Annotated in this window: 19 protein-coding genes and 1 riboswitch; of the genes, 13 read left to right on the top strand and 6 right to left on the bottom strand. The window is 49.8% G+C overall.

What is annotated here, in order from left to right:
- The first annotated feature begins 30 nt into the window (after positions 1 to 30).
- Positions 31 to 175, top strand: a riboswitch (FMN riboswitch).
- A 133-nt stretch (positions 176 to 308) separates the two neighbouring features.
- The 7 genes from ribD (at position 309) to C7R92_RS11545 (ending at position 7,623) form a co-directional block, all read left to right on the top strand.
- Positions 309 to 1,415, top strand: a complete 1,107-nt coding sequence (ribD, locus tag C7R92_RS11575) for a bifunctional diaminohydroxyphosphoribosylaminopyrimidine deaminase/5-amino-6-(5-phosphoribosylamino)uracil reductase RibD (RefSeq protein ID WP_106834361.1) — start codon at positions 309 to 311, stop codon at positions 1,413 to 1,415.
- Between the two features lie 19 nt (positions 1,416 to 1,434).
- On the top strand, positions 1,435 to 2,091 hold the full coding sequence (locus tag C7R92_RS11570; protein ID WP_106834360.1) for a riboflavin synthase: 657 nt from the start codon (positions 1,435 to 1,437) through the stop codon (positions 2,089 to 2,091).
- Positions 2,092 to 2,107: 16 nt separating this feature from the next.
- Positions 2,108 to 3,307, top strand: coding sequence for a bifunctional 3,4-dihydroxy-2-butanone-4-phosphate synthase/GTP cyclohydrolase II (locus C7R92_RS11565; RefSeq protein WP_106834359.1), 1,200 nt, complete (start codon positions 2,108 to 2,110; stop codon positions 3,305 to 3,307).
- A gap of 15 nt (positions 3,308 to 3,322) precedes the next feature.
- Positions 3,323 to 3,787: a 6,7-dimethyl-8-ribityllumazine synthase gene (gene ribH, locus C7R92_RS11560; protein WP_015893048.1), complete on the top strand. Its 465-nt coding sequence runs from the start codon at positions 3,323 to 3,325 to the stop codon at positions 3,785 to 3,787.
- Between the two features lie 124 nt (positions 3,788 to 3,911).
- The gene (locus tag C7R92_RS11555) at positions 3,912 to 5,414 is read left to right on the top strand and encodes a spore germination protein (protein WP_106834358.1); all 1,503 of its coding nucleotides are present in this window, start codon (positions 3,912 to 3,914) and stop codon (positions 5,412 to 5,414) included.
- Between the two features lie 5 nt (positions 5,415 to 5,419).
- Positions 5,420 to 6,508: a GerAB/ArcD/ProY family transporter gene (locus C7R92_RS11550; protein ID WP_106834357.1), complete on the top strand. Its 1,089-nt coding sequence runs from the start codon at positions 5,420 to 5,422 to the stop codon at positions 6,506 to 6,508.
- Positions 6,505 to 7,623 (top strand): Ger(x)C family spore germination protein, encoded by a 1,119-nt coding sequence (locus tag C7R92_RS11545; protein ID WP_106834356.1) that lies wholly within the window; start codon positions 6,505 to 6,507, stop codon positions 7,621 to 7,623. Before C7R92_RS11550 ends, C7R92_RS11545 begins: the two co-directional genes overlap by 4 nt.
- Before the next feature lie 23 nt (positions 7,624 to 7,646).
- On the opposite strand, the gene C7R92_RS11540 is transcribed toward C7R92_RS11545, so the two are convergent.
- From C7R92_RS11540 to C7R92_RS11530, 3 genes are all read right to left on the bottom strand, one after another.
- Positions 7,647 to 9,179 (bottom strand): aldehyde dehydrogenase family protein, encoded by a 1,533-nt coding sequence (locus C7R92_RS11540; protein ID WP_106834355.1) that lies wholly within the window; start codon positions 9,177 to 9,179, stop codon positions 7,647 to 7,649.
- A gap of 3 nt (positions 9,180 to 9,182) precedes the next feature.
- The gene (locus C7R92_RS11535; protein WP_106834354.1) at positions 9,183 to 9,809 is read right to left on the bottom strand and encodes a TetR/AcrR family transcriptional regulator; all 627 of its coding nucleotides are present in this window, start codon (positions 9,807 to 9,809) and stop codon (positions 9,183 to 9,185) included.
- Between the two features lie 115 nt (positions 9,810 to 9,924).
- Complete coding sequence (locus tag C7R92_RS11530) at positions 9,925 to 10,932, bottom strand: M23 family metallopeptidase (protein WP_106834353.1); 1,008 nt, start codon at positions 10,930 to 10,932, stop codon at positions 9,925 to 9,927.
- 206 nt (positions 10,933 to 11,138) lie between these two features.
- On the opposite strand from C7R92_RS11530, the gene C7R92_RS11525 reads away from it, so the two are divergent.
- The 4 genes from C7R92_RS11525 (at position 11,139) to lipA (ending at position 16,150) form a co-directional block, all read left to right on the top strand.
- Complete coding sequence (locus tag C7R92_RS11525) at positions 11,139 to 11,690, top strand: DJ-1/PfpI family protein (RefSeq protein ID WP_106834352.1); 552 nt, start codon at positions 11,139 to 11,141, stop codon at positions 11,688 to 11,690.
- A 136-nt stretch (positions 11,691 to 11,826) separates the two neighbouring features.
- Entirely contained in the window at positions 11,827 to 12,954 is a 1,128-nt protein-coding gene (locus C7R92_RS11520; protein WP_106834351.1) for a metallophosphoesterase family protein, read from the top strand.
- Positions 12,951 to 15,146 (top strand): ATP-binding protein, encoded by a 2,196-nt coding sequence (locus C7R92_RS11515; protein ID WP_106834350.1) that lies wholly within the window; start codon positions 12,951 to 12,953, stop codon positions 15,144 to 15,146. Before C7R92_RS11520 ends, C7R92_RS11515 begins: the two co-directional genes overlap by 4 nt.
- A 101-nt stretch (positions 15,147 to 15,247) precedes the next feature.
- The gene (gene lipA, locus C7R92_RS11510) at positions 15,248 to 16,150 is read left to right on the top strand and encodes a lipoyl synthase (protein WP_017251375.1); all 903 of its coding nucleotides are present in this window, start codon (positions 15,248 to 15,250) and stop codon (positions 16,148 to 16,150) included.
- Between the two features lie 71 nt (positions 16,151 to 16,221).
- On the opposite strand, the gene C7R92_RS11505 is transcribed toward lipA, so the two are convergent.
- Positions 16,222 to 17,079: a YhcN/YlaJ family sporulation lipoprotein gene (locus tag C7R92_RS11505; RefSeq protein ID WP_208636200.1), complete on the bottom strand. Its 858-nt coding sequence runs from the start codon at positions 17,077 to 17,079 to the stop codon at positions 16,222 to 16,224.
- 79 nt (positions 17,080 to 17,158) lie between these two features.
- On the opposite strand from C7R92_RS11505, the gene C7R92_RS11500 reads away from it, so the two are divergent.
- The gene (locus C7R92_RS11500; RefSeq protein ID WP_106834348.1) at positions 17,159 to 17,824 is read left to right on the top strand and encodes a YutD family protein; all 666 of its coding nucleotides are present in this window, start codon (positions 17,159 to 17,161) and stop codon (positions 17,822 to 17,824) included.
- A 222-nt stretch (positions 17,825 to 18,046) separates the two neighbouring features.
- Positions 18,047 to 18,352, top strand: coding sequence for a hypothetical protein (locus tag C7R92_RS32580; RefSeq protein WP_106834347.1), 306 nt, complete (start codon positions 18,047 to 18,049; stop codon positions 18,350 to 18,352).
- Positions 18,353 to 18,495: 143 nt separating this feature from the next.
- Here the strand turns inward: C7R92_RS32580 and C7R92_RS11485 are convergent, their stop codons facing one another.
- Together C7R92_RS11485 and glpX are read right to left on the bottom strand one after the other, a co-directional pair.
- A complete protein-coding gene (locus C7R92_RS11485; protein WP_017251371.1) occupies positions 18,496 to 18,765 on the bottom strand; it encodes a DUF3055 domain-containing protein in 270 nt (89 codons plus the stop codon).
- A gap of 12 nt (positions 18,766 to 18,777) precedes the next feature.
- On the bottom strand, positions 18,778 to 19,752 hold the full coding sequence (gene glpX, locus C7R92_RS11480) for a class II fructose-bisphosphatase (RefSeq protein WP_069848719.1): 975 nt from the start codon (positions 19,750 to 19,752) through the stop codon (positions 18,778 to 18,780).
- Positions 19,753 to 19,855: the final 103 nt, after the last annotated feature.

The raw sequence follows: 19,855 nt of genomic DNA, 5'->3' as shown, positions 1-19,855 counted from the left end.
GCGTTTTTATTTTTCATAAAACTTCATAGCGACAATCTTCAGGGCAAGGTGAAATTCCTGACCGGCGGTAATGGCGTACGTACGTCTGAGCCCGCGACTCGCTGACCACGCTTGCAGCGACTGATCTGGTGAAAACCCAGAGCCGACGGTACAGTCCGGATGGAAGAAGATTTTTGTGCTTTCTTCATTTGTTTTTTTCAAAAAACGGATGAGGTAAGGCTTCTTTCCCTATGCCCTGAAACGCTTTGAGGTTTCAAGGGCTTTTTGCGTTGTGCTTGGCTGGAATGCTGGACAGAAAGGAGTGCGGTATGGAACAGGACAGCAAGTACATGGATCTGGCGCTGGAACTGGCAAGATCGGCAAGAGGCCAAACCAGCCCGAATCCCATGGTCGGAGCTGTGATTGTGAAGGATGGAACCATCGTGGGAATGGGAGCGCATCTGCGGGCAGGAGAGCCCCATGCTGAGGTGCACGCACTGCGTATGGCTGGGGAAAAAGCGAAAGGCGCGACCGTGTACGTGACGCTGGAGCCTTGCAGTCACTACGGGAAAACACCGCCGTGTGCAGAGGCGTTGATCGCAGCTGATGTACGTCGTGTCGTTGTAGCGACGCTCGACCCGAATCCACTAGTGGCGGGAAGAGGAATGGAAATGCTGCGAGCAGCAGGGATGGAAGTGGCGGTGGGCGTGAGAGAAGAGGAAGCGAAGGCGCTCAATGAAGTCTTTTTCCATTACATCCAGACCAGACGTCCATTTGTGACGGTAAAGACGGCCAGTACATTGGATGGGAAAATCGCTTCGTTCACGGGACACAGTCGGTGGATTACTGGAGCAGAGGCTCGGGCAGAGGTGCATGAACTGCGCAGGCAGCACGATGCGATCCTGGTTGGGGTTGGGACGATTCTCGCTGATGACCCACTGTTGACGGCGCGCCAGGAAGAGCAGTGTTTTGGAAGTCAGCCAGTTCGAGTGATTTTGGACAGTCATTTACGGACGCCGCTGGATGCCCGCGTCGTCCAGAATGCAGATACGAAGACATGGATCTTTACGACAGATGCAGCGCCAAGGGAAAAGCAGAAGCTGCTTGCGGCAAGAGGAGTAAATGTCATCACGACGGAAGCGCCAATTCGCGTGGAAAAGGTGCTGGATACGTTGGGAGAGCTGGGGATTACCTCGTTGCTAGTGGAAGGCGGGCAGGAAGTAAACGGATCCTTTTTGCAGGCGAGAGCGATTCAAAAGGTAGTGAGCCATATCGCGCTAAAGCTGATCGGGGGAAGCGGCGCGCCCTCGCCATTCGGTGGTCAAGGCTTTGCGACGATGGGAGAAGCGGTACAGCTGACAAATGTTACTGTCACACCGATCGGGAAAGGTGATGTACAAATCATCGGGTACCCACAATGGGAGGATCAGACGTAGCAAGTGAGGAGGAGAGAGCATGTTCACGGGACTGGTCGAAGAAGTGGGCGTGTTGGAATCGATTCAAGGGAACGAGCAGGCGAGTCGACTGGTCATCCGCGCACAGCAGGTACTCGAAGGGGTGAAGCTCGGGGACAGTATCTCGGTCAATGGCATTTGCCTTACGGTTACTGCTTATACGAATCGTCAGTTTAGCGTCGATGTGATGCCAGAGACGATGAACAAGACGAGCTTGCGGCAATTACGGAGCGGACAGCGAGTGAATTTGGAGAGAGCGATGCGGCTAGGGGACCGTTTTGGCGGGCATATCGTCTCCGGACATGTAGATGGGACCGGAATGGTTGCTTCACGAGAGGTGAATGCGAATGCTGTTGTGTTTCGGATGGAGGCCAAACCGCAACTGTTGAAGTATGTTATTGCCCGTGGATCGATTTGCATAGACGGCATCAGTCTCACCGTGGTGGACGTAAACGATAACGGTTTTACCGTTTCGATCATTCCGCATACGCTGGCGAATACGAGTCTTGCAGACAGACGACCTGGGGACTTGGTAAATCTCGAAACAGATGTCATCGGCAAATATGTGGAGCGTTTGTTAGGTTATCAAAACCATAGTGGTTCAGAGAAATCTGGCGGGCTCAGTCTAGCCTTTTTGCAGGAAAATGGCTTCGCGTGAGTAGGAGGGAGAAAGCATGTTTCATCGCATAGAAGAAGCATTGGAAGATTTGCGTCAAGGCAAGACGGTCATCGTGGTAGATGATGAGGATCGGGAAAACGAAGGGGATTTTGTCTGCATGGCCGAAGCGGCTACGCCTGAAATGATTAACTTCATGGTTACACATGGGAGAGGACTCGTTTGCGTACCGGTGACAGAAGAGCACGCAACTCGCTTGCAGCTCCATCCGATGGTGAAGTCCAATACAGACAAGCAAGGAACGGCTTTTACCGTGTCCATCGATGAAGGGAGTACACACACAGGGATATCCGCTCATGAGCGCTCTCAGACGGTCGTGGCGATGCTGGACGATCAGAAGACGGCAGAAGATTTCCGCAGACCAGGACACATTTTTCCGTTAATCGCGAAGTCTGGCGGTGTATTGCGCAGAGCGGGACATACGGAGGCGGCAGTTGATTTGGCTCGCTTGGCGGGGGGCAAACCGGCGGGAGTCATTTGCGAAATTATGAACGAGGATGGCTCCATGGCACGTCTGCCGCAATTGGTAGAGATCGCACGCCGCTTTGATCTCAAGCTGATTACGATTGCAGACTTGATCGCGTATCGGATGAGGACAGAATCGATGGTGAAAAGGGAAATCGAAGTGCAGCTTCCGACCGCCTACGGTGATTTTCGGATGGCGGCCTATACGAACGAGCTAGATGGCAAAGAGCATGTGGCTCTTATCAAGGGAGAGATCGGACCGGATGAGCCCATTCTCGTTCGTGTACACTCGGAGTGCTTGACAGGAGATATTTTCGGCTCTCATCGCTGCGACTGCGGTCCACAGCTGCACGCTGCATTGGAACAGATCGAAGCGAACGGACGCGGCATTTTATTGTACATGCGCCAAGAGGGCAGAGGCATTGGCTTGATTAATAAGCTGCGTGCCTACAAGCTGCAGGAGGAAGGCTTGGATACCGTTGAGGCCAATGAAAAGCTAGGGTTCGCCGCTGATCTGCGAGATTACGGTATTGGTGCGCAAATTTTGCGAGATTTAGGAGTGCAACGCATGCGGCTTTTGACTAACAACCCACGAAAAATCCGCGGGCTTATCGGTTACGGATTAACCGTAGAAGAACGGGTGCCGCTTCAAATGCCGGAGCATCTGCACAACAAACAGTACCTATCAACAAAACAAGAGAAGCTGGGTCACCTGCTTCATCTGCACGGATAAGGAGAGGGAATAAGCATGAGAACATTCGAAGGACATTTGGTTGGAACAGGTTTGCGTGTAGGGATCGTGGCAGGACGCTTTAACGAATTGATCGTAAGCAAGCTGGTCGGAGGGGCTCTCGATGCCTTGAAGCGTCATGGTGTAGAAGATGAGCAGGTAGACGTGGCTTGGGTACCGGGGGCATTTGAAATTCCGTTGATCGCTAAAAAAATGGCAGAATCCGGTCGCTATGATGCGGTTGTTACATTGGGAGCTGTCATTCGTGGCTCCACTCCGCACTTCGATTACGTCTGCAATGAGACCGCAAAAGGAGTTGCGTCCTTATCGCTATCGACTGGGATACCCGTTATTTTCGGTGTTTTGACGACAGACAATATCGAGCAAGCCATCGAGCGAGCGGGAACAAAAGCAGGCAACAAAGGCTGGGAAGCAGCAACGGCAGCGATCGAAATGGCTAATTTATCTAAGCAGTTCGCTTAATCATTTCATAGGGAACGAGATGTTTCAACGGGGGCTACGGCTCCCGTTTTCTATTTTTTTGGATAAAATCACCACAGACAGGCCAAAGTAAGAAAGATTTTCCTGAAAAAAGGGGGGATCTAGCGTGAAGCCGACTGATTGGTGGAGAGCGCAAGTACAGGCCATACAAGCAAAGCGGCGCATCGGTTCGGTTCAAGCGCGGCGAAGCGAACAAATTACACCCGATATGGTAAAACAATGCATGCAAAACGTGGATGACCTCAGTAGCTTGTCATTGAAGATGAATGACGAAGAGGTACACGTTTTTTTTCTCGATACGCTGGTGGATGTGTCCCAGATTTATGAGAATGTCTTTCTTCCGTTGCAGCGTTCCGATGGTAGAGATCCGATGCAGGCGCTTCCTTTCTCTCAGGAATGTCTTCTTGACGATATGGAGACGTTGATGAGTAACTTGCTACGCGGTCATACCATCTTGTTTTTCCTGGAAAGAGACCTCATTCTGCATGTGAATACATTTCAGGTCGCGCATCGTTCCATTACGAAATCCGAGACGGAGGCGACCGTCCTTGGACCGCAAGACTCCTTTGTTGAAATGCTGGAGATCAATTTGTCTTTGCTTCGGAGAAGACTGGCTACGCCTCATCTGAAAGTATCGAGCTACACGATTGGTACCCAGGCACAGAACAAGGTAGCTGTGATTTATTTGGACAATATCGCGAACGCGGAAAATGTGGAGCGCGTGAAAAAAAGGATCGACAATGTCATTTACCACGGATTTGTCGGGATGCCTATATTGAAGCAAATGCTGGAGGACAAGCCATACTCTCCGTTCCCGCAGTTTGGCTTGACGGGTCGGCCTGACAATGCAACAGCAGCTTTGTTGGACGGCAGGATCGTGATCATGCTGGATGGCAGTCCGGATGCCGCGATCTGCCCGACTTCCTTTCTGGAGATGTTTAGTAGCCCTGAAGACTTTTATAATCGATGGTCAACGGCGAGCCTGCTGCGGATGATTCGCTTTTTCGGTTTATTTATCACTATTATGCTCACATCCAGTTACGTCTCTGTCTTGACGTATCATCCGGAAATGCTTCCCCCCGCTTTACTGACAATTTTGTCTGAATCGCGCAGCCGGGTGCCATTTCCGCCTGTGATCGAGGTGCTCATTATTGAGCTTGTCATCGAGATCCTGCGGGAAGCGGGGATACGCATGCCGACTAAAATCGGCCAGACCATCGGTATCGTTGGCGGTATCGTGATCGGGACAGCGTCTGTACAAGCGGGGTTAGCCAGTAATATCTTGATCGTCCTTGTTTCTGTATCGGCACTGCTTTCTTTTGTGCCACCCAATTTTTTGATGAGTAATGCGATTCGGCTCGTTCGCTATGGTTTCATCTTGATGGCAGGTGTATTGGGCATGTACGGCCAGATACTGGCACTGGCGTTTTTATTCGCGCACTTGCTCAATCTGACTTCACTCGGGACGCCGTACATGGCTCCGGGGGTTCCGCGTCAATGGACTGATTTGATGAATAGTCTGGTACGTGCACCATTAAGGTTTATCGTCAATCGCAACCGCATGTCCCGGGCAAAGCAAAAGCATGTCCGGCCAGTTGGGGAGGACTAGGGTAGATGGATAGAGGGAGAATTCACAGCCTGAATCCGATCCTGGTAATCGGATTGATTATGAATACGATGGTAGGGGTTAATTTACTTGGACTGGCTCATCATGCGAGCAAAATGGGCTACAATCTGTGGTGGTCTCCGATTTTGCTGGGATGCATCGTCAGCTTAACGCTAATCCCGATGATGGCCTTGTGCCGTCGCTATCCAGAGGATAATCTTTTTCGGATTCACGAAAAGCTGTTGGGAAAATGGCTGGGAGGCTGTTTCAATATCCTGATTATCGTCTACGCCATTCTGAATGTATCTACTGCGAATGAAGGATATATCAGGCTGGTGCAAACCTCCATGCTGAACAATCAGACTGTCACATTGCCGTTGCTTGGATTGACATTAGTCATGGTCTACATTACAAATGGCGGCATCAAATTGATTGCACGTTTTTGCCTGCTAACGTTCTTTTTTACGGGCTGGATGATTTTTCTTTTGCCGTACGGATTTCAAAAGGGAGGAATGATGCATATTTTTCCTCTTTTTCATACAGATTGGCGCAGTATAGCCGAAACGGTTCACAATTCTTACGCGAGCATGCTTGGGTATGAAGTGGTCTTGTTTTTTTATCCATATATCCAAGAGAAGAACAAGGCACACAAGCATGTGCTGATTGGGGTATGGATCGTTGTTTTTTTGTACGTCATGATTCTGCTCACGAGTGTGTCTTATTTTTCCGAATGGCAAATGGACAATCTCATTTATCCCATTTTGAATTTGTTTAAGGCTGTAGAGCTGTCTTTTTTGGAGCGGATCGAAAATCTCGGGATTGGTCTCTGGGTCTTCCTTATTCTCAGCACGAGTACGGGTTATTTGTGGGTTGCGCGTACTGGTCTTGAAGAAATGGCAGAAAAGACAAGGCTGTGGCATCTACTTGTACCGACAATCATTTCGTTTCTATTCATTGTGGGGCCATTATCTGTAGAAAAACAACGCTACATTTATGACAAGGTGACTGTTTATATGGCCTATGGATTGATCTTGTGGCCGATTTTTTTGTTATTGCTGCATTCCTTGAGGTTTGGTAGAGGAGAGCGAGTATCATGAAGAGGGCGAGCTGGCTCATTGTTTCGGTTATCCTCTTGCTCAGCCTTTGCGGTTGTGGGCGTGAACTCGAACGGCCGGCACTGGAAGACATGGCCATGATTGGGGTTATGGGCTTCGATTATGTGGATCGTGAAAAGATAGATATCACCGTAGCGGTACCGGTTCCCTCCAAAAATAAGGAATCGACACAGGTGTACTCGACTCATGCCTCGATGACGAGCGAGGCAATGCTGAATCTCGCAACAAAAGCAGAGAGGACCATGTCCCTCTCGCAATTGCGTGTGATTTTGTTCAGTGAAGAATACGCCCGCAAAGTAGGGATCGGAAAAGTCATCCTTGATCTCTATCGCAATCCTATTGTAGGAGAAAATGTATACATTGCCGTCGTAAAAGGAAAAGCGAAAGATGTCATCAAAGGAACCTATAACCACAGGCCGGAAATCAACACGTATTTGAACAACTTGCTTCGTCCGCGAGTGGAAACGGCCTTTTCGTCTTTCTCGACCATTCACGATTTTGTTTTTATGATGACCAGCAACACGATGGACCCCAATCTTCCTTATCTCATTCACAGCAACGGAGAGATTCAGATCATCAAGGCGGCTCTTTTTCGAGTAGACAGGATGATCGGAATGTACACGCAGCGAGAGGGGAAGCTGATTCAGGGGTTTTTGGGAAGAGAACGCTTGCCCCGTATGAGCTTCGAGTTCCAGCACGAGACGAAGACAGGTAAAAAACAAACGGAAAAGGTCGTCTTCGATTTTGTGCGAGCAAACACGAAGGTAAGAAGCAAAGGCAGCCTGAAAAAGCCTGTCATCAACATCGAGCTTCGGGTAAGAGGGATGCTGGTGGGCTATTCAGGCAGCAAGGATTTGGAGAAGCGGGCTCAATTTCGGACCATGGTTCAAGAGCTTGAGAAAAGAATCAAAAAGGAAAGCGTGGATATGCTGGTACGTTTTCAAAAGCAAGGGGTCGACCCGGCGCAGCTCGAGGAGAGCATTCGCCAAAGATATTATGGCAAATGGACACGGCAAACGGGTCTCGCCCTTTATACAAAAGCGAAAATCAACGTTAAGGTTCATGTGGATATCGTCGGTTTTGGCACACTGAAATAAGGAGCGATAGCATTCCGGCGTGGTTAGAACAGACGCTTGAATTCGCGCCAGATCGCCCCCAAAGTCCGACGATTTACATTTTGGAGCTTGCCGTACAAGAGGTTCGTCAATCCAACAAAGGTGAGCTCCTGATCTTTCGTATACGGATACCAATTGAACTCACGCTTGCGTTTGCCCGGATCATGGATGACAGAGATGCTGTGCGTAAAGGCTTGCAATCCCGAAGGTCCGCGATAACGACCGATGCCACTCTGTTTGACCCCGCCAAAAGGCAGATGGGGATTGGCGTAGCTGATAATGACGTCATTGATACACACATTGCCGCTTTCGAGCTGACGAGCTACGCGATCCGCTTTTGTTTTATCGGCTGACCATACCGAGGCATTCAGTCCGTACGGTGAGCTGTTAGCCAAGCGGACAGCCTCCTCTTCGGTGGCAAAAGTCATGATCGGCAATACCGGACCAAAGGTCTCTTCCCGCATGATTTTCATGTCAGATGTCACGTTTGTGAGAATGGTCGGCGCGATATACATGCTGTCAGAGGAAGGGAGTCCTCCGGTGACTGTTGTCGCGCCCGCAGCCAGTGCTTCGTTCACATGCTCACGGACAATTCCGATTTGTTGGGAAGACGTCATCGAACCGACCTCGGCCTGATTCGGATAACTTTGGCGCAATGCTTTTGTCTTTTCAGTGACCAGCTTGAGAAATTCAGGATAGACCCTTTCATGGACAAAAAGCCGTTCAACAGACATACATACCTGCCCGGAGTTCGTAAAAGCCCCCCATACCGCGCCATTTGCTGCCCGTTCCAGATGAGCGTCTTCAAACACGATCATCGGGTCTTTTCCGCCTAGCTCCAGTTCTACCGGGATCAAATGCTCCGATGCTGCCGCCATAATTTTTTTGCCTGTCGCGACAGAGCCTGTGAAAAAGATTTTATCTGGGCGAGCAGCTACCAGCGCCTGTCCAGCTTCGCGTCCTCCATGCAGAACGGTAACGACTCCATCCGGCATAGAAACAGCGGAAAACACCTCTTCAATGAGCAGTCCGGTAGAAGCAGTCACCTCGGAAGGTTTTAAAATAACGGTATTGCCTGCTACGAGGGCAGATAATACGGGAATGACGGCAAGCTGAAACGGATAATTCCACGGAGAGATAACCGCGACGACACCCATCGGCTTGTAGTGGATAAACGATTTCTTCGGCCACAGCACGAGGGAGGTTGGTACCGGCTGATCGGCAAGCATCTGATAAGCATGTTTTTCATAAAACCGAATCGTGTCGACAGTGACGAAAATTTCGGTCATGTACGCTTCCAATGTAACTTTTCCGGTAGCCTCACTAATTTTTCGGGCGATTTCTTCGCCGTGATCGACTAAATAGTGCCGCAACCGTGTCAAGTAGTCCAGACGCTCAGCCAACGATGTAGTGGACCAAGCTGGAAAGGCGAGACGCGCAAGTGCCATCGCGTCTTCTACTTGTTCTGGAGTCGCTTCCTGTAAAGAACCAAGCAGCTCTCCAGTGGCGGGATTTTGCATGGACATGATTGCCATCATGATTCACCTCGATTTAGGAGATAAAGATTCTGAAGAGAAGAGTGTATGCATCAAATAGGCAAAGGTCTGTTCAAAACGGGCAATCGCTTCTTCCGGCTTCTGTGACTCATCGAGCAAAAATTGAAAAAGGAATCCGTCGATTGCAGAGTAAATGAGGGAGATTGCGGAGTCTTCGTCGATGGTCAATGAGGATTGTTCTTCGCGCTGCAACCGTACGAGCATACGAGAGATGAGCTGATGCAGACGGGACCGAATGACTTTTACCTGCTCACCAAACGCAGGAACGTACATGGCCTGTACCTGCAAGTCATACCAGAGCCGATGCAGCTTCCGATCCTCTTGTAGACTCCGGCACAAGACACGAGCTAGAGCTGCTGACCATTCACCAGATGGAGCTGCGATCACTTCGCGTTCCAACTCTTCCATGAAACGTCCTTTGTAGCTAGAGATGACAGCGAGCAAAAGCTCTTCTTTGCTTGCGAAGTAATAATGCAGAATGCCAAGTGAGACGCCAGATTCCTTGGCTATGTCGCGCAAGGAAACATGTGCATACCCTTTTTCAGCCAGACAAGCAGTCGCTTGCTCAATCAAAAATGCCTGTTTTGCTTCGGCTTTTTTCTGGGTAGTCACTTTTTCACCTCTTTTTTTTTTTTTTTTGGACGACTGTCCAGTTTTTCTATTTTTATTGTATTTTTACAGATGATGTCTGTCAATGAAAAGAGCTGCCCATAAAAAAGAAGCGGCTTCATTGCCGCTTCTTTTGCCGTTCCCAACGACGTAAATATGGATAAGGATCAAATGACCAATCTGCGCCACCTGTTTCCCGATACATACCGTAGTGCAAATGGGGAGGGAATTTGCCTGAGGTGCCGGGCTTCCCATATCCAGAGCTGCCGATATATCCGAGCACTTCTCCTGGCTCCACGATGTCACCCGGCTTCAATCCCTTTTTAAATGAGGACAGATGTGCGAAGTAATGGTAAACATTGCCCATGTCACGCATGCCGATCCGCCATCCGCCAAACCTGTTCCAGCCGATTACCTCAATGACTCCGTACGCTGTGCTGAGTACAGGGGTGCCGTGACTCGCAAAAATATCGGTCCCCTCGTGGATCCGACGACCACCCCAGCCGCGTGGTGCCCCCCATGTACTGCGGTAGCTGTAATCGTACCTCGCAGGGATAGGAAAATGCCGCTCATCCAGGTGCAGATGGTGATACTTTGCATACACCTGCGCGAACTGTCTGATCGTCTTCACGGAACGATCCCGCTGGTAGTACGACCAAAGACCAATTTGCCAATCCTCATGGGAGAAGCCGTATTGGGATAGGTAGTGAATGAAGGTAGTGAGTGCATCGAGATCGTTGTGACGATCAGCGACACCATCGCCATCTCCATCCATCCCGATGCCTTTAAAAAATTGGATGGATACCGGATTCGTATCCTCTGCATCAGGATTGAATGCACCTGCCCAACGATCGCTTGGAATGTCCACGGCTGTTAGTCGTGAAACGTTTTCTTGCTCCTGCTTCTTCCGGCGTATTTTCATGGTTCGCTCGTATTGATCAATGGCTGCTAAATAATTCCACGGAATGCCGTACATCGATTCCAAGCGCAAAAAAACTTGCAAGCGCTCTTGAAGAACCGGGTCTTGCTCATTGGCGGACGGAGCAACTCCGGCGACGGATTCTAGTGGTGAAATAGCTGCAACCACGCACAAGCTGATCAGAATGATTAGGCGGAAAACTCGCATGCCGTCTCCCTCCAGCCTCGTAGTCTTTTGTTGTAGTTTCTGCCAGTTGGAGTGGATTATCCAAGATACTTTTGGAAAGCTTTTTAGTTGTTGTCGAGGAAAGTTTTGTAAATTTGCAGGAAAGGAGGCAGGAGCATACTGTACAGCCAAAGAATTGAAATCAGGAGGAGTGTATTCCTTAAAAATCGTCATGAGGAGGCTGTGTGATGAGCAAAAAAGTGTTGATTGTAACAGGTGATGCTGTAGAAGCACTGGAGGTTTTCTATCCGTATTACCGCTGCTTGGAAGAAGGGTATGAAACGGTCATTGCAGCACCCCGCGTGAAAACCCTACACACCGTTTGCCATGATTTCGAAGCACACAGTGAGACATACACAGAAAAGCCAGCTTATCAGCTTCCCGCCCATGCTGCATTCTCAGACATTAACCCTGAGGCGTTTGACGCCTTGATTATTCCGGGTGGACGGGCACCTGAGCATATCAGGCTCAATGAGCACTTGAAGCCGATTGTGGCGCACTTTTTCGAGACTAACAAGCCAGTCGCAGCCATCTGCCATGGTTCCCAAGTATTGACCATCGTTCGCGAGCACGTAGCCGGACGTGAAATCACAGCTTACCAGGCATGCAGACCCGATGTAGAGGCGTGCGGAGCGATCTACCAAACAGAAACGCTCCATGTCGATGGCAATCTTGTTTCCGGACATGCATGGCCAGACTTGCCAGGCTTCATGCGTGAATTCCTTCGTTTGCTCAAGTAAAAACCAAATCCTTCTAACTTCCGTCACTGCTGGCGGAAGTTTTTTCGTTCTGACAGATGCTTTTCATCCAGCCTTTTCCTCTGTATCATAAAGAGAAAGTATGTTCGTCTGTTTCATGTAAGGAGTGGAATTGATCGTGCTGTCATTTATTCATACAGCGGATGTCCATCTGGATGCGCCGCTTCAAATGTTGGGGGAGCGTTACGAGCTGCGTCAGGATGATTTTCGTCAAACGATGAAAAGAATCCGTGACCTCGTCCGAGAAAAGGAAGCAGACTTCTGGCTCATTGCCGGAGATTTGCTGGAATACCACGGGGGAAGACGATCAACTGCGATGTTTTTACGTGATCTTTTTGCCAGCATCGCACCAATCCCTGTTGTGATCGCACCTGGCAATCACGATCCGTGGCGAGCAGATTCGTTTTATCAAACGTTGGAATGGTCAGGGAACGTCTACTGGTTTACACCCGAGTGGGGTGTGTATGAATTTCCCGAAAAGTCATGCGTGATCTATGGCTGGGGCTTTGGGCAGCCACATGTGTACGAGTCGCCACTCGAGACGTTTCCAGGGAAATTGGAAGGGTATGCCCATCATTTGATGGTTCTGCATGCCAGTGTGCTTTCCGATTCAGGTGCCGAAGAGCATCATCCGTATGCGCCTGTCACCTTGCAGCAGCTCGTACAGACGGGCATGGACTATGTTGCGATGGGACACATTCACAAGCCGGAGCAATTCATACATCCTGTCAAAAAACAACCGTTCGCAGCTTACCCTGGCTCTCCAGAAGGATTGACGAGTAAGGAAGCGGGAGAACGTAATGTTTTGTATGGAGAGCTAGATCATGATGGCAGATTGCAGCTCACGGCGATTCCTGTCCAGTCACGCAAAATTAGAAAGCTGGATATCAAAGGGAATGGAGTCGAAACGACTGAGCAGCTCATTGATCGGATGGAGCAGCAACTCGCAGAGGAAAAGGATTCCGATATGATGTACATCACGCTGACAGGAGAACGTGCTGCGCATTTTCAGCCTCCATTGTCCGTCCTTCAACAGCGATTTTCCCGTTTTTTTGTGCTGCAGCTGACAGACCAGACCTGGCCTGATGTGGATGAGGACAAGCTGATCGCAGAGGGTGGCGTCTGGGGAAGATGGCTTTCCAAGCTGGCAGAGGCGGAATCCCGTGCGCAAAATGAGGACGAGCGAGAAATCGTCAGGTTAGCCAAGCAAGAGGCTTTGGCGCGGATTGGAGGGACCATTCGATGAAAATAGAGGAGCTAGTGCTGGGGAGCTTCGGAAAATGGCAGGATGCTACCTTTCGTTTTGCTCCAGGCATCAATCTGTTTTATGCCCCTAATGAGTCAGGAAAATCAACGATCCTACAAGGTATTTTCGCTGCCTTGTATGGAATGAAGCGTGATTACGTCAAATCGGCAAGATACTTGCCTGAATATGAAAAATACCGTCCGTGGCAGAGTGGTGCGTACGAAACGATCATTACGTACAAATTAGCGGGCAAAACCTATCGCCTCCATCGTCAGTTGACGAAGGAACGGGAGGATGCGCGCCTCTTTTTGGACCCCGAATGGACGGAAATGACTGATCTTTATTTGGAAGACAGACGCAAGGAACGGAATTTTATCGAAAAGCATACGGGTCTTACACGCAGTCTATTTACGGATTTGACGTGGATCAGGAGGGAACCACTTCAGGCGGCTGAGCATTTGATTCCGACTTTTACGACTGCGGAAGAAGCCAATCCGGCTGTCCAACTAATTTTGGCGGAGCTGGATCGGGAGGTTGCGGTCATCGGCAAAAAAGAACGGGCCGAAAATACACTTTTGGGAAAAGCCGCTACGAAGGTGGCGCAAAAAGAGCAGGAGAAGGAAAACGCAAAAGAAGCGTGGCGAACGATCAGCCAACTGACGCTGCAAATAGCGGAAGCCACAGAAGAATGTCAGCAATTAGAACTGCGGCGCAGCAGATTGCAGCAGCGTCTGGATCGCTCAACCAGACAAGCAAAAGCGTTGCAGGAACGCTGGCAACGAAGCCATGCCCCTGTCAGTCAACAAGACTGGACGTGGTGGGAGCAAACGGCTCGCTCTGAAGCCGAGCTGGCTATTCACGAAGAGGCAAGACGTGGTTTCACTCAGGTAACTATGCCGACGGTAGCCGTACAACAGAGTGATGGCCAGCTCATACCCTTACAGCACGATTATGAAAAAGGCGTACAATTGCTCAAACAGCGAGAAGTATTGCATATTCGTTTGGCGTCACTGGCTGTATCGGCCCTTTCCACAAGTCCGCGAAGTACAGCATCACGAAGGACTCGCCAAGGCAATCAGGCGAAAAGGAAGCGGGGAGCTGCACTCATGTGGGGCGGCGCAGGGATATTCTCTGTTCTCGGGGTAATCGGCTTCGTGAGTGGACATCCCGTTCTGGGAGGAGTTTCTGTGACTGCCGCTTTGTTGCTGTTCGGCTTTGGGGTTTTCTTGCTGCGAGTAAAAGGGAGTACGGGCGAACCGAAACAGATAGCAGAAAATGATACGGTACAGGAAAGTCAAAGAGTACAAGAAGAAATCGCTTCACTCGATGCTGAACTCGCCATACTCGTTCAGAAATGGGGGACGAGTAATTGGGATACATTTTTGGAAAGACGGGAAGAGCTACTGAAAAGCACGCGCACGCAACAATCTGAGCAGCTACTATCCGAGATGGCGAAAACGAAGCAGGAGGCTGATCTGTCTGCAAGCTGGGGGGAGGCACTTCGAACCCTACTTGATCAGGAGAAAAACGCGCTTGAGACAGAGCAAGGCAAATTGCGTATCGAGATGGTGGAGATTGAGGAGAGACTGCAGGAGCTGCGGGAACAAATGGCTAGAGGAAATGGGGAGATGGCGGTTCATGAGAGCCTGTCATTATCTCGCGCGACTGATGAGCTTGAGGAAGCGCAGGCAGCACTTCGTCAGCTGCAAAAAAAGCGGGATGCTCTTCAGTTGGCTCGGGAAATGCTTCAGGAGGCAGTAGGGGAATGGAGACGGGATAGCACCCCTGCTGTAAATCAGCAGGCTTCAGAGATCATCGAGCATATTACAGGGGGAGCGTATCGGGATGTCAGACTCGATCCCCGTGACGGATTTGCCATCCGTTTGCTTTCGCCGACGAAACAAATGGTGCTCGAACAGGACCAATGTTCCACGGGGACCATCGATCAGCTATACCTTGCCCAGCGTTTGGCATTGGTGCATCATGCCAAGCAGACGGAGCCATTGCCGCTGTTTTTCGATGATCATTTTGTCCATTATGATGAAGAGCGTCTGCGTCGAACGCTTGACTATGTCGCGATGCTGGCACAAGAACAGCAAGTGTTTCTTTTCACCTGTCATGAACGAGAGCTGCGTATGCTGGAGTCATTGCTTCGTCAAGGGAACCGTCATACCGTGCATCGGATTGGGTAATTGTTTCCGGGGGAGGAAAGAGGTTGCCCCTCCGAAATCCAACCTCTATAATGGAGATTGTTATTGTCTTGTATCATGATGTCACATGAGGAGTGAGCCCTATGACGCAACGCAAGCCGGAGTGGCTCAAGATCAACCTTGTTTCAGGATCAGAACTAGCCAGCTTTAAAGAGCTTAAGCAAACCATGCGCACGAAGACGCTACATACCGTTTGTGAAGAAGCAAAATGCCCCAACATTCATGAATGCTGGGCAAGCGGTACAGCAACTTTCATGATTTTGGGTGATATATGTACCCGAGCCTGTCGGTTTTGTGCAGTAAAAACGGGACTACCGACGGAGCTGGATACAGCTGAACCAGAACGTGTAGCAGAAGCAGCAGAACAAATGCGTTTGAAGCATGTCGTTGTTACTTCCGTTGCTCGTGATGATTTGGCAGATGGAGGCGCACAGATTTTTGCCGATACGATTCGTGCGATTCGTCGTCGACTGCCGTTTGCCTCTGTAGAAGTATTGATTCCCGATTTTATGGGGAACTGGGATGCGTTAAAAGTGGTCATGGACGCAAAGCCTGACGTACTAAACCACAACATTGAGGCGGTTCGCCGGATGTCAGATCGCGTACGGGCAAGAGCCAAGTACGATCGGACGCTGGAACTGTTGAAAAAGGCGAAGGAATTCCAGCCGAGCATTCCGACGAAGTCCAGTCTGATGATTGGTGTAGGCGAGACGATGGAGGAAATCATCGAAACGATGGATGACCTGCGTTCTGTCGACGTCAATATCATGACGATTGGCCAGTATTTGCAACCGACCAAGAAGCATTTGAAGGTAGAAAAATTTTACCATCCAGATGAATTCGCTCACTTGAAGGATGAAGGCATGAAGCGTGGCTTTAGTCACGTGGAGTCAGGTCCATTAGTACGCAGCTCGTACCACGCTCACGAGCAGGCGAGTGCCGCGAAGGAAACGATTGCGAAAGAATCCATGCCGAAAGCGCAATAATAAGTAACCCCCTCAAACCGCCCTACACGAGCGGAAAAGAGGGGGTTTTTCACTATATAGGGGAGAGGGCTTTAGCGACTGGTTGTAGCTTTGTGAGTTGCCTTCACGTTATGGGATGCTCCACCCATACGCTTGATAAGCGTTTCAATGCTTTTCGCATCTTCTGTACGTGCTGTACTCACGTTGCTGGAGCGGCTTGCTACACGAGCGATTTCTTGGATGTCATTCGGATTATCGGTAACATACACTTTGTAATAGCGTGGTGAAACCGATTCAGCGTTCATTTTTGCCTGTTTTTTCGCTGTGTGCGCATCTGCTCCTTGTGTGTGCACACCTACAAAAACTTCTTTATCCGTTACCAAGACCGTAGAGCGCTGAACGCCAGGGCAACTGGCAGTGACATTCCCTACAGCTTTTGCCAATGCATCACGGTCTACATAGACGTTTGTTACACTGGCGGTTTTCATATGCTGACGGTCAGTCTGCGCATAGCCCATGCGTGGCATTCCGGTTTGCATGACTCCTGCTCCACCGCGGTTCCAAGAATGCTGTTGATAAATGGAATGGTGTCTTCCGGTCGGAGTATTGTAAACACCTGCTGTACCCGTACCCATACCAGCTTTATGATCCGTAAAGGCATTGTACGGTCTCATCCCGCTGGTGAAGGCGTTGTAGTTGTTTACATTTGCTCGTGGAGAGGTACCATTTGGATATACACCGTTGTTAATCCCAGCATTGTTGGTCAGTCCCATGCCATCGTAGTTGCGGACGTGCATTCCATCAAAATTTCGAACGTGCGGAGCAGACTGGTACGACATCGTCTTGTTCGGATGCGTGTAGTTAGGCGCAGCATTGTTGTAACAACCAGTAGCTAAGAGCGCAATACCTGCAATCGCAGGATACAACCATGTCTTTTTCAATGGTAACACCCCCTACACGATAGAATGTCCAAAGGCACAGGTCAGTTATCGTGGGAAATTTAGCTCATGTTGCGTGAAATATGATAAGATGGACATAGTATACATGCGTAAGGAGGAAGCGAGTTTGATTCGCACGCAAGCCGGTACTTATGAAGTCATGGAAGTAAATCGAGACGGCTGGAACCTTGAAGCGTTCAAGGAGCGCTATAGCGACATCCTCGACAAGTACGATTTTATTGTAGGGGACTGGGGCTATGGTCAGCTTCGTCTTCGTGGGTTTTATACTGACGCTAATCGCAAAGTACCGTTCGAGCAGCGGATCGCCGCTTTGGATGAGTACCTGCATGAGTTCTGCAATTTTGGTTGTCCGTACTTCGTTTTACGCAAAGTAAAAGCAAACGTTGGCAACGGTGACGACCAGAGCGGGCAAGACGAAGCTGGCTTTGATGTCATCATTGATATTCGTCAGGACATCCCCCGTGAAGAGGGTGGCTCTTCGCCTTTTGTAGAACGAAAAGATCGCAGACGCTATCACCCGCGTCAAAATAAACAGGATCGCCAGAACAATGCTGGCGCTGATCGCAATGGGGCAGGGAGAAACGAGCGTGGGGAGAAGCCAAAGTTTCAAAAGGATCGACCCGATAAAAACGGCAAGGATTCCAACTCACGAGAGCGCCGTCCCAATCAATTGAAACCCAATCGCGAACGCGATAAAGTCCCAACAGTACCAAATACGCCGAAACGTGAATCCTAAAAAAGAATCAGAATAACCGAAGCATAAAAAAGAGCCCTGTATGTCAGGGCTCTTTTCGTTTTTCGATCTAAAAACCGCCGCCAAAACCACCGGGTCCGCCAAAACCACCGGGTCCGCCAATACCACCGAGTCCACCAATACCACCGGGACCACCAAAACCACCGGGACCACCAAAACCACCAGGACCACCAAAACCACCGGGTCCCCAACCAGGCCAGCCCCATGTGGGCCAATAGCCAGGCCAGCATGTATTGCATCCCCACCAAGGATATGGCTGTGGGACGACAACGACTTCAGGACCTCGTCTTCTTCGGAAAAAGACTGGGTGTGCCTGATCTTCTGGAATGTATCGAAAATCCTGGTCTGCTGAGTAATAAGGTGGTTGGTCATATTGAGCGGGAACAAATTGGTTTTGATCGTATTCGTTTTGATCATATTGAGTTTGATGGTATTGATTTTGGTCATATGAGCTTTGGTCGTATGAGTTTTGATCGTATGAGCTTTGGTCGTATGGATAAGATTGCATGATGCGATTCGCACTCCTCTCGTTATCTGTCTGTGCAGTAGCAGTATACGAGGCATACGCCTGTAAGGAGCATTGTCCAGTAGGAAATGGGCGGGAGCTACAAATAAAAAAAGGAAGAGCCCTCAATCGCTCTTCCTTTGGTGAATTAAATAGCTGCTTCCAAAAATGATTTCAATTCTTCTGCTTCACTCTCGTTCAAGTTGAACGCGAATTCCAGATAGCCTTCTTCTTCCAGATCATCATGTCCAATAATAGCGGAGCGTCCATTTTGAATGTTGATGACAATCGCCTTCCCATAAAAACGGTTGGTCGTTGTAATCGCGAGGTCAAAACGTGTAGCTTCGCCCGTGAAGCTGACAAAGCGCGTTCGTGTATCCTCAGCTTCGTCGTACAAGTAAAACAAATCATTTGCCATATAGGTATCCCTCTACTTCCATAAAAGATTTGGTTTGTGTTCGGTATTGTGTACAGCGCGGACAAAGCGAATGGTTTTGGTTTGGGCACGCATGACGATCGAATGAGTTTCCACCATATCATCACCGAGATAGCGCACGCCTTGCAACAGCTCTCCATCAGAGACGCCTGTTGCCGCAAAAATGGCGTCGTCCCCTTTGACCAGATCGTTCAGCGTCAAGAGCTGCTCCGGATTGTCGAGCCCCATTTTGATGCAGCGTTCGCGCTCGATGTCGTTTTGCGGCTTGAGCTGGGCTTGCATGTCGCCACCCAGGCACTTGATCGCCGCGGCACTGATCACGCCCTCTGGCGCACCACCGATACCCAAGAACAGGTCAATCCCTGTATGCGGCAGACAGGCAGCAATCGCAGCACCTACATCGCCATCTCCAAAAAGCTTCACTCGCGCACCCTTTTCACGAATGGCGTCAATAATCGCCTGGTGGCGGTCGCGTTCCTGAATAATGACCGTTACATCTTGCACGCGCTTGTTGTTTGCTTTTGCTACAACCTCTATCATTTTATCCACGGGATCGTAAAGGTTGATTTGTCCGGCAGCACGTTTGCCGACGGCCATTTTCATCATGTACATGTCTGGTGCATGCAACAGTGTTCCACGGTCGCCGATGGCGATAACAGACATGGCATTGTTGTGACCCTTGGCGACAATCGTCGTTCCTTCTAGCGGATCAACCGCCACATCTACCTCAGGCCCGCCTGCTTCCGGATTACCGAGCTTTTCACCGATATAGAGCATGGGGGCCTCATCCAGTTCACCTTCGCCAATGACGACGGTACCCCTCATGTTAATCGTATCAAACATGGCGCGCATGGCGCTGGTCGCTGCTCCATCTGCTTCATTCTTTTTCCCACGTCCCATCCAGTGAGAAGAGGCGAGTGCAGCCATTTCCGTTACCCGCACAATTTCCAGAGCCAATTCACGTTCCACAGTGTGTTCCTCCCCTTATGCTTGCCGGCAAAAATTCACCCCATCATTGTAACATAAAGTGAACGATCAAAAAGTCGTCTTTTCAGCACCGAGAAAGTGGCGA

Source organism: Brevibacillus porteri (genome assembly GCF_003013475.1).
GTDB lineage: Bacteria > Bacillota > Bacilli > Brevibacillales > Brevibacillaceae > Brevibacillus > Brevibacillus porteri.
The sequence above is the reverse complement of the archived record's forward strand: the minus strand, read 5'-3'. Positions and strand labels throughout refer to the sequence as shown.

Bases quoted from the DNA above. Each gene is read 5' to 3' on its own strand.
- ribD (WP_106834361.1), top strand. From the start codon at position 309: ATGGAACAGGACAGCAAGTACATGGATCTGGCGCTGGAACTGGCAAGA.
- C7R92_RS11570 (WP_106834360.1), top strand. From the start codon at position 1,435: ATGTTCACGGGACTGGTCGAAGAAGTGGGCGTGTTGGAATCGATTCAA.
- C7R92_RS11565 (WP_106834359.1), top strand. From the start codon at position 2,108: ATGTTTCATCGCATAGAAGAAGCATTGGAAGATTTGCGTCAAGGCAAG.
- ribH (WP_015893048.1), top strand. From the start codon at position 3,323: ATGAGAACATTCGAAGGACATTTGGTTGGAACAGGTTTGCGTGTAGGG.
- C7R92_RS11550 (WP_106834357.1), top strand. From the start codon at position 5,420: ATGGATAGAGGGAGAATTCACAGCCTGAATCCGATCCTGGTAATCGGA.
- C7R92_RS11545 (WP_106834356.1), top strand. From the start codon at position 6,505: ATGAAGAGGGCGAGCTGGCTCATTGTTTCGGTTATCCTCTTGCTCAGC.
- C7R92_RS11540 (WP_106834355.1), bottom strand. From the start codon at position 9,179: ATGATGGCAATCATGTCCATGCAAAATCCCGCCACTGGAGAGCTGCTT.
- C7R92_RS11530 (WP_106834353.1), bottom strand. From the start codon at position 10,932: ATGCGAGTTTTCCGCCTAATCATTCTGATCAGCTTGTGCGTGGTTGCA.
- C7R92_RS11525 (WP_106834352.1), top strand. From the start codon at position 11,139: ATGAGCAAAAAAGTGTTGATTGTAACAGGTGATGCTGTAGAAGCACTG.
- C7R92_RS11515 (WP_106834350.1), top strand. From the start codon at position 12,951: ATGAAAATAGAGGAGCTAGTGCTGGGGAGCTTCGGAAAATGGCAGGAT.
- lipA (WP_017251375.1), top strand. From the start codon at position 15,248: ATGACGCAACGCAAGCCGGAGTGGCTCAAGATCAACCTTGTTTCAGGA.
- C7R92_RS11500 (WP_106834348.1), top strand. From the start codon at position 17,159: ATGGACATAGTATACATGCGTAAGGAGGAAGCGAGTTTGATTCGCACG.
- C7R92_RS32580 (WP_106834347.1), top strand. From the start codon at position 18,047: ATGTGGGCCAATAGCCAGGCCAGCATGTATTGCATCCCCACCAAGGAT.
- C7R92_RS11485 (WP_017251371.1), bottom strand. From the start codon at position 18,765: ATGGCAAATGATTTGTTTTACTTGTACGACGAAGCTGAGGATACACGA.